Origin of the sequence: Stutzerimonas stutzeri KOS6 (assembly GCF_000307775.2) — a bacterium.
GTDB lineage: Bacteria > Pseudomonadota > Gammaproteobacteria > Pseudomonadales > Pseudomonadaceae > Stutzerimonas > Stutzerimonas stutzeri_B.
In genome coordinates this window covers 280628-297837 of sequence record NZ_KK020677.1, presented here as the reverse complement: position 1 = coordinate 297837, position 17210 = coordinate 280628, and the positions used below count along the sequence as shown (strand labels likewise).

Annotated in this window: 20 protein-coding genes; 7 read left to right on the top strand and 13 right to left on the bottom strand. The window is 59.2% G+C overall.

The annotated features are described in order from the left end of the window. The first annotated feature begins 61 nt into the window (after positions 1-61). A complete protein-coding gene (locus B597_RS41875) occupies positions 62-655 on the top strand; it encodes a phosphoheptose isomerase (RefSeq protein WP_024162406.1) in 594 nt (197 codons plus the stop codon). Beyond that, positions 652-1230, top strand: a complete 579-nt coding sequence (locus B597_RS41870) for a BON domain-containing protein (protein WP_003292498.1) — start codon at positions 652-654, stop codon at positions 1228-1230. The genes B597_RS41875 and B597_RS41870 overlap by 4 nt, the downstream gene beginning before the upstream one ends. Before the next feature lie 48 nt (positions 1231-1278). Here B597_RS41870 and B597_RS41865 read toward each other — a convergent pair whose 3' ends face one another. The 7 genes from B597_RS41865 to rplM form a co-directional block, all read right to left on the bottom strand. Continuing rightward, positions 1279-1686 carry a ClpXP protease specificity-enhancing factor gene (locus tag B597_RS41865; protein WP_003292497.1) on the bottom strand — a complete coding sequence of 136 codons (408 nt, stop codon included), beginning with the start codon at positions 1684-1686 and terminating at the stop codon, positions 1279-1281. A 14-nt stretch (positions 1687-1700) separates the two neighbouring features. Next, positions 1701-2318, bottom strand: coding sequence for a glutathione S-transferase N-terminal domain-containing protein (locus tag B597_RS41860; protein WP_003292496.1), 618 nt, complete (start codon positions 2316-2318; stop codon positions 1701-1703). Between the two features lie 88 nt (positions 2319-2406). Continuing rightward, positions 2407-3186: a cytochrome c1 gene (locus B597_RS41855; protein ID WP_003292495.1), complete on the bottom strand. Its 780-nt coding sequence runs from the start codon at positions 3184-3186 to the stop codon at positions 2407-2409. Then, a complete protein-coding gene (locus B597_RS41850) occupies positions 3186-4397 on the bottom strand; it encodes a cytochrome b (RefSeq protein WP_003292494.1) in 1212 nt (403 codons plus the stop codon). Before B597_RS41850 ends, B597_RS41855 begins: the two co-directional genes overlap by 1 nt. Beyond that, complete coding sequence (petA, locus tag B597_RS41845; RefSeq protein ID WP_003292493.1) at positions 4397-4990, bottom strand: ubiquinol-cytochrome c reductase iron-sulfur subunit; 594 nt, start codon at positions 4988-4990, stop codon at positions 4397-4399. Before petA ends, B597_RS41850 begins: the two co-directional genes overlap by 1 nt. A gap of 251 nt (positions 4991-5241) precedes the next feature. Further along, positions 5242-5634: a 30S ribosomal protein S9 gene (rpsI, locus tag B597_RS41840; RefSeq protein WP_003292491.1), complete on the bottom strand. Its 393-nt coding sequence runs from the start codon at positions 5632-5634 to the stop codon at positions 5242-5244. Positions 5635-5648: 14 nt separating this feature from the next. Beyond that, complete coding sequence (rplM, locus tag B597_RS41835) at positions 5649-6077, bottom strand: 50S ribosomal protein L13 (RefSeq protein ID WP_003292490.1); 429 nt, start codon at positions 6075-6077, stop codon at positions 5649-5651. Positions 6078-6506: 429 nt separating this feature from the next. Here rplM and B597_RS41830 point away from each other — a divergent pair, with 429 nt between their 5' ends. Continuing rightward, positions 6507-7544: an NADP(H)-dependent aldo-keto reductase gene (locus B597_RS41830; protein ID WP_003292488.1), complete on the top strand. Its 1038-nt coding sequence runs from the start codon at positions 6507-6509 to the stop codon at positions 7542-7544. 69 nt (positions 7545-7613) lie between these two features. Beyond that, the gene (locus B597_RS0223700) at positions 7614-8279 is read left to right on the top strand and encodes an energy-coupling factor ABC transporter permease (RefSeq protein ID WP_003292487.1); all 666 of its coding nucleotides are present in this window, start codon (positions 7614-7616) and stop codon (positions 8277-8279) included. Positions 8280-8316: 37 nt separating this feature from the next. Here B597_RS0223700 and yacG read toward each other — a convergent pair whose 3' ends face one another. The 5 genes from yacG to pilB all read right to left on the bottom strand — a co-directional run bounded on the left by yacG (position 8317) and on the right by pilB (position 13040). Continuing rightward, entirely contained in the window at positions 8317-8514 is a 198-nt protein-coding gene (yacG, locus tag B597_RS0223695) for a DNA gyrase inhibitor YacG (protein WP_003292486.1), read from the bottom strand. Next, complete coding sequence (coaE, locus tag B597_RS41825) at positions 8511-9119, bottom strand: dephospho-CoA kinase (protein WP_003292485.1); 609 nt, start codon at positions 9117-9119, stop codon at positions 8511-8513. The genes yacG and coaE overlap by 4 nt, the downstream gene beginning before the upstream one ends. A 125-nt stretch (positions 9120-9244) precedes the next feature. Further along, complete coding sequence (locus tag B597_RS41820) at positions 9245-10114, bottom strand: prepilin peptidase (protein WP_003292484.1); 870 nt, start codon at positions 10112-10114, stop codon at positions 9245-9247. Between the two features lie 2 nt (positions 10115-10116). Beyond that, the gene (locus B597_RS41815) at positions 10117-11334 is read right to left on the bottom strand and encodes a type II secretion system F family protein (protein ID WP_003292483.1); all 1218 of its coding nucleotides are present in this window, start codon (positions 11332-11334) and stop codon (positions 10117-10119) included. A 2-nt stretch (positions 11335-11336) separates the two neighbouring features. Beyond that, entirely contained in the window at positions 11337-13040 is a 1704-nt protein-coding gene (gene pilB, locus B597_RS41810; RefSeq protein WP_003292482.1) for a type IV-A pilus assembly ATPase PilB, read from the bottom strand. Between the two features lie 320 nt (positions 13041-13360). Here pilB and B597_RS46595 point away from each other — a divergent pair, with 320 nt between their 5' ends. The 3 genes from B597_RS46595 (at position 13361) to B597_RS41805 (ending at position 15188) form a co-directional block, all read left to right on the top strand. Next, positions 13361-13858 carry a pilin gene (locus B597_RS46595; RefSeq protein WP_003292481.1) on the top strand — a complete coding sequence of 166 codons (498 nt, stop codon included), beginning with the start codon at positions 13361-13363 and terminating at the stop codon, positions 13856-13858. 411 nt (positions 13859-14269) lie between these two features. Then, the gene (locus B597_RS46585) at positions 14270-14422 is read left to right on the top strand and encodes a hypothetical protein (RefSeq protein ID WP_003292480.1); all 153 of its coding nucleotides are present in this window, start codon (positions 14270-14272) and stop codon (positions 14420-14422) included. A 328-nt stretch (positions 14423-14750) separates the two neighbouring features. Continuing rightward, positions 14751-15188, top strand: coding sequence for a YtoQ family protein (locus B597_RS41805; protein WP_003292479.1), 438 nt, complete (start codon positions 14751-14753; stop codon positions 15186-15188). Between the two features lie 120 nt (positions 15189-15308). On the opposite strand, the gene cysN is transcribed toward B597_RS41805, so the two are convergent. Next, positions 15309-17207 carry a sulfate adenylyltransferase subunit CysN gene (gene cysN / locus B597_RS41800; protein ID WP_003292477.1) on the bottom strand — a complete coding sequence of 633 codons (1899 nt, stop codon included), beginning with the start codon at positions 17205-17207 and terminating at the stop codon, positions 15309-15311. Between the last annotated feature and the right edge of the window lie 3 nt (positions 17208-17210).

The window sequence follows — 17210 nt, the reverse complement described above, 5'->3', positions numbered from 1 at the left end:
CCGCAAGCGAATCGTCCGAGCGACTCCCGGACCCGCACGCCACCTTGAAGGTCAACCATCGATGGACATGCAAACCCGTATCCGCCAGCTTTTCCAGGCCAGCATCGACACCAAGAAGCAGGCCATGGATGTGCTGGCACCGAGTATCGAACAAGCCGGCCAAGTCATGGTCAATACCCTGCTCAGCGAAGGCAAGATTCTCACCTGCGGCAACGGTGGCTCGGCCGGCGATGCTCAGCATTTCTCTTCGGAGCTGCTCAACCGCTTCGAGCGCGAACGCCCGAGCCTGCCGGCCATCGCCCTGACGACCGACAGCTCGACGATCACCTCGATCGCCAATGACTACAGCTACAACGAAGTATTTTCCAAGCAGATTCGCGCACTGGGGCAACCTGGCGACGTATTGCTCGCCATTTCCACCAGCGGCAACTCTGCCAACGTCATCCAGGCCATCCAGGCGGCTCATGACCGCGAAATGCTTGTAGTAGCACTGACTGGACGGGACGGAGGCGGCATGGCCTCGCTACTGCTGCCGGAGGATGTTGAGATTCGCGTACCCGCCAAGGTAACGGCGCGCATCCAGGAGGTCCACTTGCTGACCATTCACTGCCTGTGCGACCTGATCGACAACCAACTGTTCGGGAGTGAGGAATGAACCGGTTCCACGTGCGCGCCATCGCGCTAGGACTCTGCCTTGCCGTCAGCGGCTGCAGCTCTGTGCTGACCGCCACCCGCGACGACCCCATTGCCGACAACCGCGGCACCCGCACCATTGGCAGCAAGATCGACGACTCGCTGATCGAAACCAAGGCTTCGGTGAATATCGCCAAAGCCCACCCCGACCTCGACCAGGCGTCACATATTGTCGTTGCCAGCTACAACGGCGTCGTCCTGCTTGCAGGGCAAACACCCCGCGCCGAACTGAAACAACTGGCCGAGCAGGCCGCCAGCAATGTACAGCGGGTCAAACGCGTACATAACGAATTGCAGATCCTGCAGCCATCGTCTGCACTGGCGCGCAGCAACGACTCCTGGCTGACCACCAAGATCAAGGCCCAGATGCTGGCCGACAATAGCGTGCCCGGCTCGAGGATCAAGATCATCACCGAAAACGGCATCGTTTATCTGCTTGGCCTGGTGACCCGGCAGGAAGGCGACCGCGCCACCAACCTCGTTCAGGGCGTATCCGGGGTCCAGCGAATCGTCAAACTGTTCGAATATATCGACTGAAGCATAACCACCGGATGCCCAGGCGGCTGCACTGGGCTCCACAACCGCTTACTTGACGACCTTCAGGCTTGGTCGGCCGCCGGGGCGAGGCGCACCTTCATCTCCGGCGCCCCCTTGATCGCCAGGCGTCTCATCGTCTGGCGGAGTGGGCTCGATCTCGAAGACCATGCCCTGGCCGTTCTCCCTGGCATAAATGGCCATGACCGCAGCAGACGGCACGTTGAGCGAATGGGCAACACCACCGAAGCGCCCTTCGAAACTGATCACTTCGTTATCCATATGCAGATGCCGAACAGCGCTCGGCGCAACGTTCAGTACGATCTGGCCATCGCTGGCGAAGCCGGCTGGTACCCGCACCCCCGGATAATCCACATTGACCAGAAGGTGTGGCGTGCAATCGTTATCAACGATCCATTCGTAAAGCGCTCTTACCAGATAGGGGCGACTCGAATTCATGACGGCATCCTCTCTCAGCGCATATTGCGCTCGACGGCAGAAAGACTGGCCTGGAAGGCCTCGCGGGCGAAATTGCGCTCCATGTAGTCGAGCAACGGCTTGGCCGCTCGCGGCAACTCGATTCCGAGTCTGGGCAAACGCCAGAGGATAGGCAACAGGCAACAGTCGACGAGACTGATCTCGTCACTCATGAAATAAGGCTTCTCGGCGAAAATGGGGGAGACCCCCGTCAGACTCTCGCGAAGCTCCTTGCGAGCCAATGCGCGCTGAGTTTCGGCTGCTCGAGAGTCGAGGATGCGATCGACCAGGGAACACCAGTCTCGCTGAATGCGGTGCACGAGCAGTCGCGTGTTGGCTCGGGCTACGGGATAGACCGGCAGCAGTGGCGGGTGCGGATAGCGCTCTTCCAGATATTCCAGTATCACGCCAGTCTCATACAGGGCGAGATCACGATCCACCAATGTCGGCACACTGGCATATGGATTCACTTCGGCCAACTTGACCGGACACTGCCCTGACTCGACATCGAGAATATCGACGCTCACGTTTTTCTCGGAGAGGACAAGACGGACACGATGGGAATAGTGGTCGGCGGGATCGGAGTAGCAGCCCAACCGGTTGGTTGCAGCCATAGGTCCTTCCTCACTCATTTATATGAAGGCAGAAAAAACACGCGCGCCCATTGGGCGCGCGCAGGATACAGCGATGACGGCAGAGCGCTTAGTGGACGTCTTTCCAGTACTCACGCTTGAGCAGGTAGGCGAACACGAAGAAGACCGCCAGGAACAACAGCACGTACGTACCGATACGCTGGCTCTCCAGCTTGACCGGGTTGGCCGAGTAGGCGAGGAAGGTCACCAGGTTCCTGATCTTCTCGTCGTACTCTGCCTCGGTCAGGGTGCCGGTACCCGGCTCGACCACCATCTGGTCACAGGCTTCCTCGGTGATCGGCGTGCCGGTCAGCGGATCGAACAGCTTGCGACCGTCCTCGACCACCTGGACCTGCTTGCAACCAAGCACTCGACGCCCCTGCAGCGGCGCCAGGACGTGTGGCATACCGACGTTCGGGAACACCGTGTTGTTCACGCCGTAGGGGCGAGCCGGGTCCTCGTAAAAGCTGCGCATGTAGGTATACAGCCAGTCATTACCACGCACACGAGCCACCAGCGTCAGATCTGGCGGAGCGGCACCGAACCAGACCTTGGCATCGGCCGGCTTCATGCCGATCTGCATGTGGTCGCCGATCTTCGCATCACTGAAGACGACATTATCCAACATGACTTCCTCGGGAATCCCGAGATCCGTGGCGACACGCTCATAGCGCTGGTATTGGGCGCTGTGACAACCCATGCAGTAGTTGGCAAAGGTCTTCAGACCATCCTGCATGGCGGTCTTGTCGGTCAGGTCGATATCGACCTCGTCAAGGTGCACCCCAGTGCCGGCAGCGAAGGCAAAGACCGGCAGAATCGCGAAAATCAATGCAGCGAATTGCTTTTTCATCAGCCAGCCACCCTTTGCGGAACCACTTTGGTCTTCTCGAGCTTGGTATAGAACGGCATCAGGATGAAGTAGCCGAAATATATAGCCGTACAGATACGCGACAACAGCGTACGTTCCGGTGTCGGCGACAGGACACCCAGCACGCCGAGGATGACGAAGGCGACACAGAAGGCCAGCAGCGCGACCTTGCTCATCCAGCCCTTGTACTTCATGGACTTGACCGGGCTCCGGTCGAGCCAGGGCAGTACGAACAGTACGGCGATCGCAGCACCCATCGCGATGACGCCAAGGAGCTTGTCCGGTACGGCGCGCAGGATCGCGTAGAACGGCGTGAAGTACCAAACCGGCGCAATGTGTTCCGGAGTCTTGAAGGCGTTCGCCACTTCGAAGTTTGGCTTCTCGAGGAAATAGCCGCCCATTTCCGGGAAGAAGAACACGACTGCACAGAAGACGAACAGGAAGACTACAACGCCGACGATGTCTTTGACGGTGTAGTAAGGATGGAACGGAATACCATCGAGCGGCACGCCGGCCTCATCCTTGACCTTCTTGATATCCACGCCCATCGGGTTGTTCGAACCCACTTCGTGCAACGCCAGGATGTGCAACACCACCAACCCGAGAATGACGATCGGCAGGGCAATCACATGCAAAGCGAAGAAGCGGTTCAGGGTAATGCCCGAGATCAGGTAGTCACCACGAATCCACTGCGTCAGGTCATCGCCGATGACCGGAATCGCACCGAACAGGGAGATGATCACCTGGGCACCCCAGTAGGACATCTGCCCCCACGGCAGCAGATAGCCCATGAAGGCTTCAGCCATCAGCGCCAGGTAGATCATCATGCCGAAGATCCACACCAGCTCACGCGGCTTCTGGTAGGAACCGTAGAGCAGCCCGCGGAACATGTGCAGATAGACCACCACGAAGAATGCCGAAGCACCGGTGGAGTGCAGGTAGCGAATGATCCAGCCGTACTCCACGTCGCGCATGATGTACTCGACGGACGCGAAGGCGCCCTCGGCCGACGGCTCGAAGCTCATCGTCAGCCAGATACCGGTCAGGATCTGGTTGACCAGCACCAGCAGTGCCAGAGAACCGAAGAAATACAGAACGTTGAAGTTCTTCGGAGCGTAATACTTGGCCAGATGGTCTTCCCACATCTTGGTCGCGGGGAAGCGCGCATCGACCCATTCCATGAACTTGCTCATCAGGCGTTCTCCTGGTCCACACCGATGATGATCACATTATCGGTCTCGTACGAGTGCGGGGGCACCGGCAGGTTCAAGGGAGCAGGCTGCGACTTGTAGACGCGGCCTGCCAGGTCATATTTGGAGCCGTGGCAAGGGCAGAAGTAGCCGCCCAGCCAATCTGCACCCAGGTCAGCCGCGGCGACTTCCGGACGGAAGGACGGAGCACACCCCAGGTGAGTACACAGACCGACGATCACCAGCAGCTCGGGCTTGATGGAGCGGGTCTTGGGATCGACATAGGTCGGTTGCACCGAAGCCTTGGACTCCGGGTCGGCTACCTGAGGGGCCACCTTCTCCAGATTCCCGAGGATCTCATCGGTACGACGCACGATAAACACCGGCTGACCGCGCCATTCGGCAACCATCTGCTGCCCCGGTTCGATCTTGCTGATATTCACCTTTACCGGTGCACCGGCTGCCTTGGCCTTGGCACTCGGGAACCACGATCCCACGAACGGGACCGCGGCACCCACCGCTCCTGCAGCACCCACCACCGAAGTGGCGGCCACAAGGAAGCGACGCCGGCCAGCATTCACGCCGTCATTGCTCATTCAGTCGTCTCCCATCAGCTTCTTATGGCCTGCACTAGGCAGGCATGTACCACGAAAATTTGGGCCGCAAAAAAAATTCGCCAAATGGTAAAGAAAAGACCTGCTGCTGACAAGGTAATAGCCTGTGACAAACCGGCCCAAGCCCTTGAAAACCGGGCCTTCCAGCGCGCGACAAGCTGTCGCACCACCATTCTCGAGCAAAAAAAACGCCCAGTTCGAACCGAAACTGGGCGCTTCTTTGCAAGCGTGAATCAGCGCTTGGAGTACTGCGGGCGCTTGCGCGCTTTGCGCAGACCAACCTTCTTGCGCTCCACTTCACGAGCATCGCGAGTGACGAAGCCTGCCTTGCGCAGCGGGCTACGCAGGGTCTCGTCATACGAGATCAGAGCGCGAGTGATACCGTGACGAATTGCACCAGCCTGACCACTGACACCACCACCGAGAACGGTGACGTAAATGTCGAACTTCTCGACAGTCTGGGTCAGCTCGAGCGGCTGACGAACCACCATGCGGGCAGTTTCGCGACCGAAGAAGTTGTCCAGTTCACGGTTGTTGATGGAGATCTTGCCAGTGCCCGGGCGCAGGAAGACGCGCGCGGTTGCAGTCTTGCGACGGCCAGTGCCGTAGTTTTGAGTCGCCGACATAATGAACTATTCCGTTAAATCTTCAGTTCTTGGGGCTGCTGAGCGGTGTGCGGATGGCCGGCACCCTTGTACACCTTCAGCTTACGGTACATGTCGCGACCCAGCGGGTTCTTGGGCAGCATACCCTTGACCGCGGTCTCGATCACACGCTCTGGCGCCTTGGCGATCAGCTTTTCGAAGCTGATCGACTTGATGCCACCCGGGAAACCGGAGTGGGAGTAGTATATCTTGTCGGTGGTCTTGGCACCGGTAACACGCACTTGCTCGGCATTGATCACGACGATGTAATCGCCGGTATCGACGTGAGGGGTGTATTCCGGCTTGTGCTTGCCACGCAGGCGGCTAGCGATTTCGGTTGCCAGACGACCCAGGGTCTGGCCGGCAGCGTCGACGACGAACCAGTCGCGCTTGACGGTTTCCGGTTTAGCAGTAAATGTCTTCATTCGTTATAGCCTCAGGGGCCGCCCTGAAAATAAGACGGCGAATCTTACTGAATGGTGCTCGCCCTGGCAAGACCAGGGCAGCCGGAAACAGACGCTATCGGGGGCTCGGGTCAGCGCGTCCGCTACGGCAGTGATTCGGTAGGCTAGGCATCCCCTACCTTTGGCTTGCGTCGACAGGCTAGGCATCCCCGGCGACAGGCTGCGGAATTATCCTGATTACCAGAAAAATAGCAACCGACATTTATCCCTGGCGCGCATCCGTAGATCAAACCCGCCCGACAGCTTGCCAGCACCAGCCGATCGCCTTACGACCTCACACATGGCATGCGCCCGGCACCTTGAGGCATGCGGCAACTCACACGAGCAACGACCGCCGCATCTCCGATAAGCTTTCGATACCCGACGCTTCGACTTTCAAGAGGAATTTCCATGGAACGCCGCCCGTTAGGCCGCACCGACATGATGGTGAGCTCGCTCTGCCTGGGCACCATGACCTGGGGAGAACAGAATACAGAGGCCGACGCCTTTGCCCAGATCGACAGAGCCCAGGCAGCCAGCGTCAACTTCATAGATACCGCGGAAATGTATCCAGTCCCGCCGCGGCCGGAAACCTACGCGACCACCGAGCGCTATATCGGCAACTATTTCAAAGCGCGCGGCAACCGGGCCGACTGGATCGTCGCAACCAAGATTGCCGGCCCCGGAAATGGCATCGGCCACATCCGCGATGGCAACCTGAAATTCAACCGTGAACATATCCGCTCGGCGCTGGACGACAGTCTTCGCCGCCTTCGAAGCGACTGGATCGACCTCTATCAACTGCACTGGCCCGAACGCAACACCAACTTCTTCGGCCAACTGGGCTACCGCCATCAGGACTCGGATTTCACCCCACTGGAAGATGTTCTCGAGGCGCTCGACAGGGAAGTCAAGGCCGGCAGGATCCGGCACATAGGCTTGTCCAACGAAACCCCCTGGGGCGCGATGAAGTACCTGCAGCTGGCCGAATCGCGCGGCTGGCCACGCGCGGTTTCGATTCAGAATCCTTACAACCTGCTCAACCGCAGCTACGAGATAGGCCTGGCTGAAATCAGCATGCGCGAACAATGCGGCCTGCTCGCCTATTCGCCACTCGCATTCGGCATGCTGAGCGGCAAATATGAAAACGGGGCACGACCAGCGGACGCCCGCATAACCCTGTTCGAGCGGTTTGCTCGCTACAGCAACCCCCAGGCGCAAACAGCCTGTTCGAAGTACGTCGCGCTCGCTCGTGAATACGGCCTGGATCCGGCGCAGATGGCTCTCGCCTACGTCACGGCCCAGCCCTTCGTCACCAGTAACATCATCGGTGCCACATCACTGGAACAACTCGAATCCAATCTGGGCAGCGCATCGATAAAACTGTCCAACGAGATCGTGGAAGGTATCGAAGCAATCCACAAGGAACAACCGAACCCAGCGCCCTGATCGCTGCCGAGACGCAGGCGCGTCAGGCAAGGGCAGCGTACAACCGATTCGAAACACAGGAAGACCAGCATGATTGCCGCCCATCTGCTTGCCCCATCGAGCCTGTTCGCCGGCTGGCTGATCTACTCATGCGCGCTGCTATGGGCCGCATGGCGCGCACCATGGGTCGAACTGTTCAGCGATACACGCCGACAGCACCTGCTATTCGGCGCAATGCTGGCCATTTTTTTACTCTGGCTGGTGCGGCGCGACTTCGACTCCGGCCTTTCCTTCCACTTCATCGGCCTGACCGCCGTCACCCTGTTGCTGGATTGGCCACTGGCAATCATTGCAGCACTGACCGCCCAGCTCGGCCTTACGCTGACCGGCCATCAACACCTGGCCGCGCTCGGCATCAACGGCGTGCTACTGGTGCTGATCCCGGTAACGGTAACCGTGACGTGCGCCAGGCTGGTAGAGCGCGCGCAACCGCGCAACCTGTTCGTCTACATCTTCTTCGCCGGCTTCTTCCCGGCAGCGATAGCGGCACTGGCATGCATCCTGGCCTCACTGGGCATACTGTTGCTCGACGGTCGCTTCCCGATGCCACCCTGGCTGGAGGATTTTGCGGGCTACGTGTGGCTGGTGATGTTTCCTGAAGCGTTCATCAATGGCACCGCAGTAACGGCGCTTGTGGTGTTCTATCCGGACTGGCTGGAAAGCTTCAATCAGAGCCGTTATCTGCAGGCACCCTGAAAGGACGAAAAGTAGAAGCTGGCGCACGTCGCGATGATCAATGTTCGCGCGAAGGCAGGTCACCCGAGAAAAGCTCGTCCTCGAGCTCGTTACCTGGAATGGCATGTTCTTCCGAAGCCCAAGCCCCCAGATCGATGAGCTTGCAGCGCTCGGAACAAAACGGCCGGCTGGGGCTTTGCACACCCCACTCCACCGGCGCACCACAAGTGGGACACTCAACCACGGTCGCAGTCATTCCCGACCTCCTTTCAATCCGAGATAAAAATGATGCAGGCGTTCGACTTCCGATTCGAGCCAGGACAGGTCGCGATCGTTCAGCAGCACATCGTCGGCATGCCGCAGACGCTCCGCGCGATCAGCCTGGACCTTGAGAATGGCACGCACCTGCTCTTCGCTCGCCTGATCACGAACCACGGTGCGCGCTATCTGAATCGCTTCAGGAACGTCCACGACCAATACCCGATCCACCTGTCGATACTGTCCGGACTCGACCAGCAGCGGTGAAACCATGATGGCATAGGGCGATTCGGCCAAGGCGAGATGACGCGAAACTTCGGCGCGAATCAGGGGATGCAGGAGCTGCTCGAGCCACTGCCGCTGGGACGGCTCGCCAAATATTCGCTGCCGCAGAGCTGCGCGGTTCAACTCACCACTCGGCAGCAGAATACCGTCCCCGAATCGCTGGACGATTTGCGACAGGGCTGGCCGCCCCGGCTCAACCACCCAGCGCGCGGCCTGATCAGCATCGACCGTATGCACACCGAGGCTGGCGAAATGATTCGCCACCGCGCTCTTGCCGCTGCCGATACCTCCCGTCAACCCGAGAATCCAGGGCTTCATCGTCAGTCACACCCAGGTAAAAATAGGACGCGCAGTAGTACCCACTCACCGAGCGCAGCGCAAGTCCTGACCGATTTCATGACAGGCGCTAACGTCGTCTACCCAGGACGGCTCACACAGACGGATCAGAAGCGAGCGAATTGCAGATAGCTTTCAGTAATCCAGTCGCCCCAGAGCATTGCAATCCATCCCGCGATAGCCAGATAAGGTCCAAACGGAATAGGCGTGCCGCTGTCTGCGCGCTGCACCCTCAGAAGGATGCTGCCGAGCACGGCGCCGACCACCGACGACAGCAGAATGGTAAGAGGCAGCACCTGCCAGCCTCCCCAGGCTCCCAGCATCGCCAGCAACTTGAAGTCGCCGTAGCCCATGCCCTCCTTGCCGGTCACCAGCTTGAACAGCCAGTAAACCGACCAAAGGCTCAAATACCCCGCGACCGCTCCCCAAAGCGCATCCTCGAGGGAAACAAACAAATCGAAGCTGCTCGAAATGAGCCCCAGCCACAACAAGGGCAACACGAGCGAGTCAGGCAGCAGCTGATGATCGACGTCGATCATGCTCATCGCCAGCAACCCCCAGGTCAGCAGCAGCATCGCGCCCGCCTGCCAGGAAAAGCCGAAATGCCAGGCTACATAGCCCGACAGCAGACCACACGCCAGCTCCAGCAACGGATAGCGGCAACTGATCGGCGCTCGGCAGGACGAACATTTACCGCGCAGGGCCAACCAACTGAGCACAGGGATGTTTTCCCAGGAACGGATCCCATGACCGCAGTGAGGGCAGCGCGAGCTCGGCAGCAGCAGATCGAAGCGCTCGCCGACAGGCTCCGGGGGGTACTCAAGGTACTCACGCGCCTGCATGCGCCAGTCGCGCTGCATCATGACAGGCAGGCGATAGATCACCACGTTGAGGAAGCTGCCGACCAGCAAGCCAAGCACGCCAACACACAAAACAAAGGCCAGCACGTGGCTGGCCAGATAATCGATCAGAATCATGTTTAGACGACGGCACCCAGTTGAAAGATCGGCAGGTACATAGCAATGATCAGGCCACCCACCAGGACGCCCAATACCGCCATGATCATCGGCTCCATCAGGCTTGTCAGGCTATCGACCATATTGTCGACCTCGTCTTCGTAGAAGGTCGCGACCTTGGCCAGCATCTCGTCAAGCGAGCCAGACTCCTCGCCGATGGCGGTCATCTGCACCGCCATGCTCGGAAAGGTCCCGGTTGTTCGCATGGAAAAGTTCAGCTGCATACCGGTCGACACATCATTCTTGACCTTCATCGTCGCGCTACGGAAGACCACGTTACCCGTCGCACCCGCGACCGAATCCAGGGCGTCCACCAGCGGCACACCTGCGGCAAAGGTCGTGGACAAGGTACGCGCAAAGCGGGCAACCGACGACTTGTAGAGAATATCGCCGACAATAGGCACCTTCAGCAGCAGACGGTCGAACCAGTTGCGGAATTTCTCGGAGCGCCTGTGCGCCTCCTTGAAAGCAAAAGCGGCGGCCAGCAGCCCAGCCAGAACCATGAACCACCATTCCTGCAGTGCTTCCGACAGGCCAATCACCATCATGGTGAACGCCGGCAATTCAGCCCCGAAGTTGGCGAAGACCTCCTGAAACTGCGGCACCACCTTGATCAACAGAATGGCCGAAACGATGACCGCCACCAGCACTACCGCAATAGGGTAGTTCATCGCCTTCTTGATCTTGGCCTTCAGCGCCTCGGTCTTCTCCTTGTAGGTCGCCACGCGATCGAGCAGGGTTTCCAACGCACCGGACTGCTCACCGGAATCCACCAGGTTGCAATACAGATCATCGAAATACTGCGGCTTCTTGCGCAAGGCCGCCGCAAAGCTGTTACCTGCCGCGACCTCCTGCTTCAGGTCGTCCACCAGCTTGCGCATGTCCGGATTGTCGAACCCTTCGCCGATGATGTCGAACGACTGCAGCAACGGCACGCCAGCCTTCATCATCGTAGCCATCTGCCGAGTGAACAACGCGATGTCCATCGGCTTGATCTTTTTCCCCCCACCAAAAAGCGAGGTGGACTTCTTGCGCACTTTCTGCGGATTGATCCCCTGCTTGCGCAGCTGCGCCTTCACCAGTGCCGGGCTAGTCCCACTCAGCTCGCCCCTGACCTTGCTACCTTTGCGGTCGATGCCCTCCCAGGCGAACACACTGGTTCTGATCGCTTTCTGCGCCATGCTTAATCCTTGGTGACCCGGTTGACTTCTTCGAGACTGGTAACGCCCTGCATGGCCTTCATCAGCGCCGAGGTTCGCAGGTCGTTGAAGCCGTCCTTGCGCATCTGGACGGAAATATCAATGGAGTTTCCGTCCTCCATGATAATCCGCTGCAATGCAGGCGTGTTTTTAACCACTTCATAAATACCAACACGCCCCTTGTACCCACCCTTGCAGCTATCGCATCCAACCGGGCCGTAAATCTTGAACGTACCGATCGACTGTTCCGGAAAGCCTTCGCGCACAAGCGCGTCACGAGGCACATCGACTTCCTTCTTGCAGTTGCTACACAGCTTGCGCGCCAATCGCTGCGCAATGATCAGGTTCACCGATGTGGCGATGTTGAAGGCAGGCACACCCATGTTGCGCAGGCGGGTAAGCGTTTCGGCTGCGCTGTTGGTGTGCAACGTCGACATCACCATATGCCCGGTTTGCGCGGCCTTGATGGCGATTTCGGCAGTTTCCAGGTCGCGGATCTCGCCCACCATGATGATGTCCGGGTCCTGGCGCAGGAAGGAACGCAGCGCCTGGGCGAAGTCCATGCCCTGGCGTGGATTGACGTTGACCTGATTGATGCCCTCCAGATTGATCTCCACCGGATCTTCGGCCGTGGAAATATTCACATCGACCGTGTTGAGGATATTCAGGCCGGTATACAGGGAAACCGTCTTGCCGGAACCGGTCGGTCCGGTCACCAGAATCATGCCCTGCGGCTGACGCAGGGCATTCATATATAGCTCCTTCTGATCCGCCTCATAGCCCAGCGCATCGATGCCCATCTGGGCGCTGGACGGATCGAGAATCCGCATCACGATCTTCTCGCCCCACAGGGTGGGCAGAGTATTGACGCGAAAGTCGATGGCCTTGGCCTTGGACAGCTTCATCTTGATCCGGCCGTCCTGCGGTTTGCGCCGCTCGGAAATATCCAGGCCGGCCATGACCTTCAAGCGCGCCGAGATCCGCGGCGCCAGCTGAACCGGCGGGCGCGCCACTTCATGCAGGATGCCGTCGGTACGCAGCCGAACACGGTAAACTTTCTCGTAAGGCTCGAAATGAAGATCAGATGAGCCACCACGAATGGCGTCGAGCAGCATTTTATTGACGAAGCGGACGACCGGAGCGTCATCGACAGCCTCTCCCGGCTCATCCGCCCGCCCATCATCGGTCACGGATTCGACGTCCACCCCGTCCAGGTCGACTTCACCCAAATCCTCAAGCCCGGTCGTACCGTTGTCGTACAGTTTGTCGATGGCTTCGCCGAGCTTGTCGTCTTCCACCAGAATCGGTTCGATCGAAAGCCCTGTGCTGAACTGGATATCAGCAATCGACTGGTGGTTCGCAGGATCGGAAATGGCGACATAGAGCTTGGTGCCGCGTTTGGAAAGCGGCAGCACCCGATGCTGTTTCGCCAACTTCTCGCTGATCAACTCCCTGGGCAGCGACTCCTTGTCCAGCGCAGCAAGGTCCAGCAATGCGACACCGAACTGCTCGGATGCAAGCTCGGCTATGACGCGGCCTTTGGCCAGCCTGTTCTGCACGACATAGGTGACAAAGGGGCTTTTACTGCGAATGGCCTGAGCCTGGGCCTGCTGAGCTGTTTTTTCGTCCAGCACACCAGCCCCGACCATCTGCCGTGCCAGCCCGGATAGGGAAGTATTCTCGCTCATGGCGGCCTCGTTCCAATCTGTGCCCGCCTTATAGCGCAGTTGCTGGCACCTGCAAACAAAGTCAGTACCAGGTGACGCTATTGGTCACATTTCGCCGTAAAGAACCAGGCAGAGATCGGTCATCAACGAGCAAGACCCCGTACTCGATGGCTGCCCCCCAAGGACAGAGGACCTCTATCGCTTCACATAAATACCGCCAAGGCGACAATAGTTGATACACCTCTCATTCCTGGCGACGCCACGCAGGGCAGAAGCTAACTGGCACGCCAACTGCTTTATCACCACCAGGCCCAACGCCTTAACAGTCAAGGAGATTCAAAATGAAAGCTCAGATGCAGAAGGGTTTTACCCTGATTGAATTGATGATCGTGGTGGCGATCATTGGTATTTTGGCTGCGGTGGCGATACCGCAATATCAGAATTATGTTGGCCGTTCCCAAGTAGCACGCGGGGTAGGCGAACTTTCCTCCCTGAAAACTGGGGTAGAGGATGCAATTAACACTCGTGGCGGCCTGAACGCTGCAGGAACAGCATTAACCCTTGCAGATATTGGATATACAACTTCCGATATTTTCGACGGAGCCACCTCCACTGACACAGACGGCAACGACGTAACCTCAGAAGCAGTAACACTTACAATTGATGCTGATACCGGTGAAGCCTCGATTGTTGGCCTGCTCAACGGAAACGTCTCTGCTCGCGTTAAAGGAGCATCCATTACTTGGTCCAGAAGTGAAAACGGCTCTTGGTCCTGCGCAATTGCGGGTGGCCAAGTTGCTGATGATAACCTTGCACCAAGCGGTTGCCCTGCTAGCTAATCAACCAACGCGGTAAGGCGGGTCGATTCGTAGGATGGATTACCGCGGTACGGCGGATCGCTTCCCCTACGTAGCCCTGCAGGGCGGGTGAAACCCGCGCGGTTACACATCACCTGATCGGCCACACAAAACCCCGCCCTTACCGGCGGGGTTTTGTTTTTACGGATATGCCCAACGCCAACCAGGAAATGGATGCTCACCGCGCTCGGCGGGTTTCACCCGCCCGACGTCACTCGACGTCGCGAGATGCCGTTCGCCTCGTCCTTGGCGCCGGCCCAATCGGCGGGATATATCCCGCGCCTGACCCAACGGTGAAATAACGACCACGGCCAATCAATAACGGCGCTTACAAGCCCACGCTTCGATGGATTGGCATGCAGATAATCCAGATGCTGCCGTATCGACTTGACGATGGAAGGACATGGGCTGACCTTTGCGCAATTGCTGGTACTGGAAAACCAGATCGATGAGTTGCTGCTGCCCTGGATGGTCGACCTGTCCTTGCGAGCGAGCATCGACAACCCGGCCTTGCTCGAACATATCGAGCGTGTCGGCGTCCCCTGAACGCGATGCGCGCTAGTGCTTTAGGGTGGTGAAACTTCCACAATTACGCACCGCCTGAACGGCCATTGAAAGCCCACCCTTACCGGTGGGACTTTGTTTTTTGGTTACGCTCCGCGCCCGACTATGCACGCCAATCTTGCAAAACCCTGAGGACACCAAGCCCCCGTACTATCAGGATTGGCATCGACCTGGCTGTGTTCGCGAGCAAGCTCGCTCCTACGAATCGGCGTGTTTTCACCGCATCATCTGGCCCACAGGTATGTCGCTGGGCTAGCATCCCCCTCTTTGCCAAAGAGGCAGCGCAGACACCCAAACATCAGGAGGATTCATGAGCTTTACCGTTTACCTGTCCGGCGAAATCCACACCGACTGGCGCGACGAGATCAAGCGTGGCGCTGCCGCAGCCGAGCTGGACGTGACCTTCACTTCCGCCGTAACCGATCATGACGCCAGCGATGCCGCCGGTGATTGTCTCGGCGCCGAGCCCAACGCCTTCTGGCGCGACCACAAGTCGTCCAAGGTCAACGCGATCCGTACCAAGACCCTGATCCAGAACGCGGACCTGGTCGTAGTGCGCTTCGGCGACAAGTACAAGCAGTGGAATGCCGCGTTCGATGCCGGCTATTGTGCGGCACTGGGCAAGCCCTACGTGACGCTGCATGGCGAAGACATCGTGCATCCGCTGAAGGAAGTCGATGCGGCCGCCATGGCCTGGGCGACCACCACGGATCAGGTCGTGGAAATTCTCAGGTACGTGGTGCGCTAAGGCCGACCGTAGCCCTAGCATTGCGGTTGGCTGTAGTCCTTCGGCGACCTCCCTGCTCAAGGCACTCAGCGCACACAAAAACGCCCTGCATTTGCAGGGCGTTTTGCTTTGCCTCATCGATCAGATAAGGCCGCGCTTACGCAGCAGATCGATCACCTGCCTGGCTCCCTCTTCCACCGTCGACGTTTCGCTATCGACCAGCAGATCCGCACTCAGCGGCACGTCATAGGGAAAGGACTCGCCCGGAATATTATCCCCGCCGGCAGCGCACAGACCCTGCGGGTCACGCTGACGGCATGCCTGTGGGGATGCCTGGACGTACACGGTGATCAGGCGCTCATCGCCGATCAACGCCTTGGCCTGCTCGCGGCCTTCGGCATCGGGTGCGACGAAGGCGGCCAGGGTGAGCAGGCCGGCTTCGTTGAACTGACGTGCCACATGAGCGGCACGACGCCAGTTTTCGGTACGCCCGGCGCGATCCTGTGGCAGGCCCTTGTTCAGGTCGTGGCGCAGGTTCTGACCATCCAGCACGTAGACAGCACGGCCCATGTCGAACAGCTTGCGCTCGACCGCGTACGCCAGGGTGCTCTTACCAGCACCGGACAGTCCGGTGAACAGCACGGTAGCCGGCTGCTGACCGAAGCGGGTCGCGCGCTCTTCAGTGGACACATGCGCCAGGGCACCATGATGCCCGCCCGCGCCCTGGGCAACCGGCTCGGCGATGATCATGCCGGCACCGACGGTGCCGTTGGTAAGCCGATCGATGACGATGAAAGCACCCGTGGTGCGGTTCTGTGCGTAGCCGTCCAGCGCGATCGGCGCGTCCAGGGCAACCTTGACCTTGCCGATCTCATTGAGCTGCAAACTGCTCGCAGCCCCCTGCTCCAGGCTGTTTACGTCGACCCGATGGGCAATGCTGGCGATCGAGCCCGGCACGTAGCTGGTGGCGCGCTTGATGTCGTACTTCTTGCCCGGCAGCATCGGCTCTTCGCCCATCCATACCAGCATCGCGTCGAAGCTGTCGGCGATACGCGGACGGCTGTCAGCATGCACCAGCATGTCGCCGCGGGAGACATCGATCTCGTCTTCCAGCGTCAGGGTAATGGCTTCGCCCGGCGTTGCCTGCTCCAGCTCGCCATCGAAGGTGACGATGGATTTCACGCGGCTGATCTTGCCGGATGGCAGCACTGCGATTTCGTCGCCCTTGCGTACGATGCCGCTGGCCAGGGTGCCGGCGAAGCCGCGGAAATTGAGGTTGGGGCGGTTGACGTACTGCACCGGGAAGCGCAGGTCGTCGAAGTTGCGGTCGCCAGCGATCTCGACGCTCTCGAGGATTTCCATCAGCGACTGCCCGTCGTACCAGGGTGCGCGCTCGCTGCGATTGACCACGTTGTCGCCCTTCAGGGCGGACATCGGCACGAAGTGCAGCGAAGACGGCTTCAGTTCGATGCGGTCGGCGAAAGCCAGGTAGTCGGCACGAATGCGCTCGAAGACCTCCTGATCGAAGTTCATCAGGTCCATCTTGTTGATGGCCACGACGATGTGCTTGATGCCCAGCAACGAGGTAATGAAGCTGTGGCGCTTGGTCTGGGTCTGCACGCCGTAACGGGCGTCGACGAGGATGATCGCCAGGTCGCAGGTGGACGCACCGGTCGCCATGTTGCGGGTGTACTGCTCATGGCCGGGGGTGTCGGCAATGATGAACTTGCGCTTGGCGGTGGAGAAATAACGGTACGCCACATCGATGGTGATGCCCTGCTCCCGCTCGGCCTGCAGGCCGTCGACCAGCAGCGCCAGGTCGACATCCTCGCCGGTGGTGCCGACCTTCTTCGAGTCGCGGGTAATGGCCTCGAGGTGATCCTCGTAGATCATCTTGGAATCGTGCAGCAGGCGGCCGATCAGCGTGCTCTTGCCGTCGTCGACATTGCCGCAGGTAAGGAAGCGCAGCAGCTCCTTGCGCTCGTGCTGGGCCAGGTAGGCGAGGATGTCCTCGCTGATCAGTTCGGATTGGTGCGACATGAT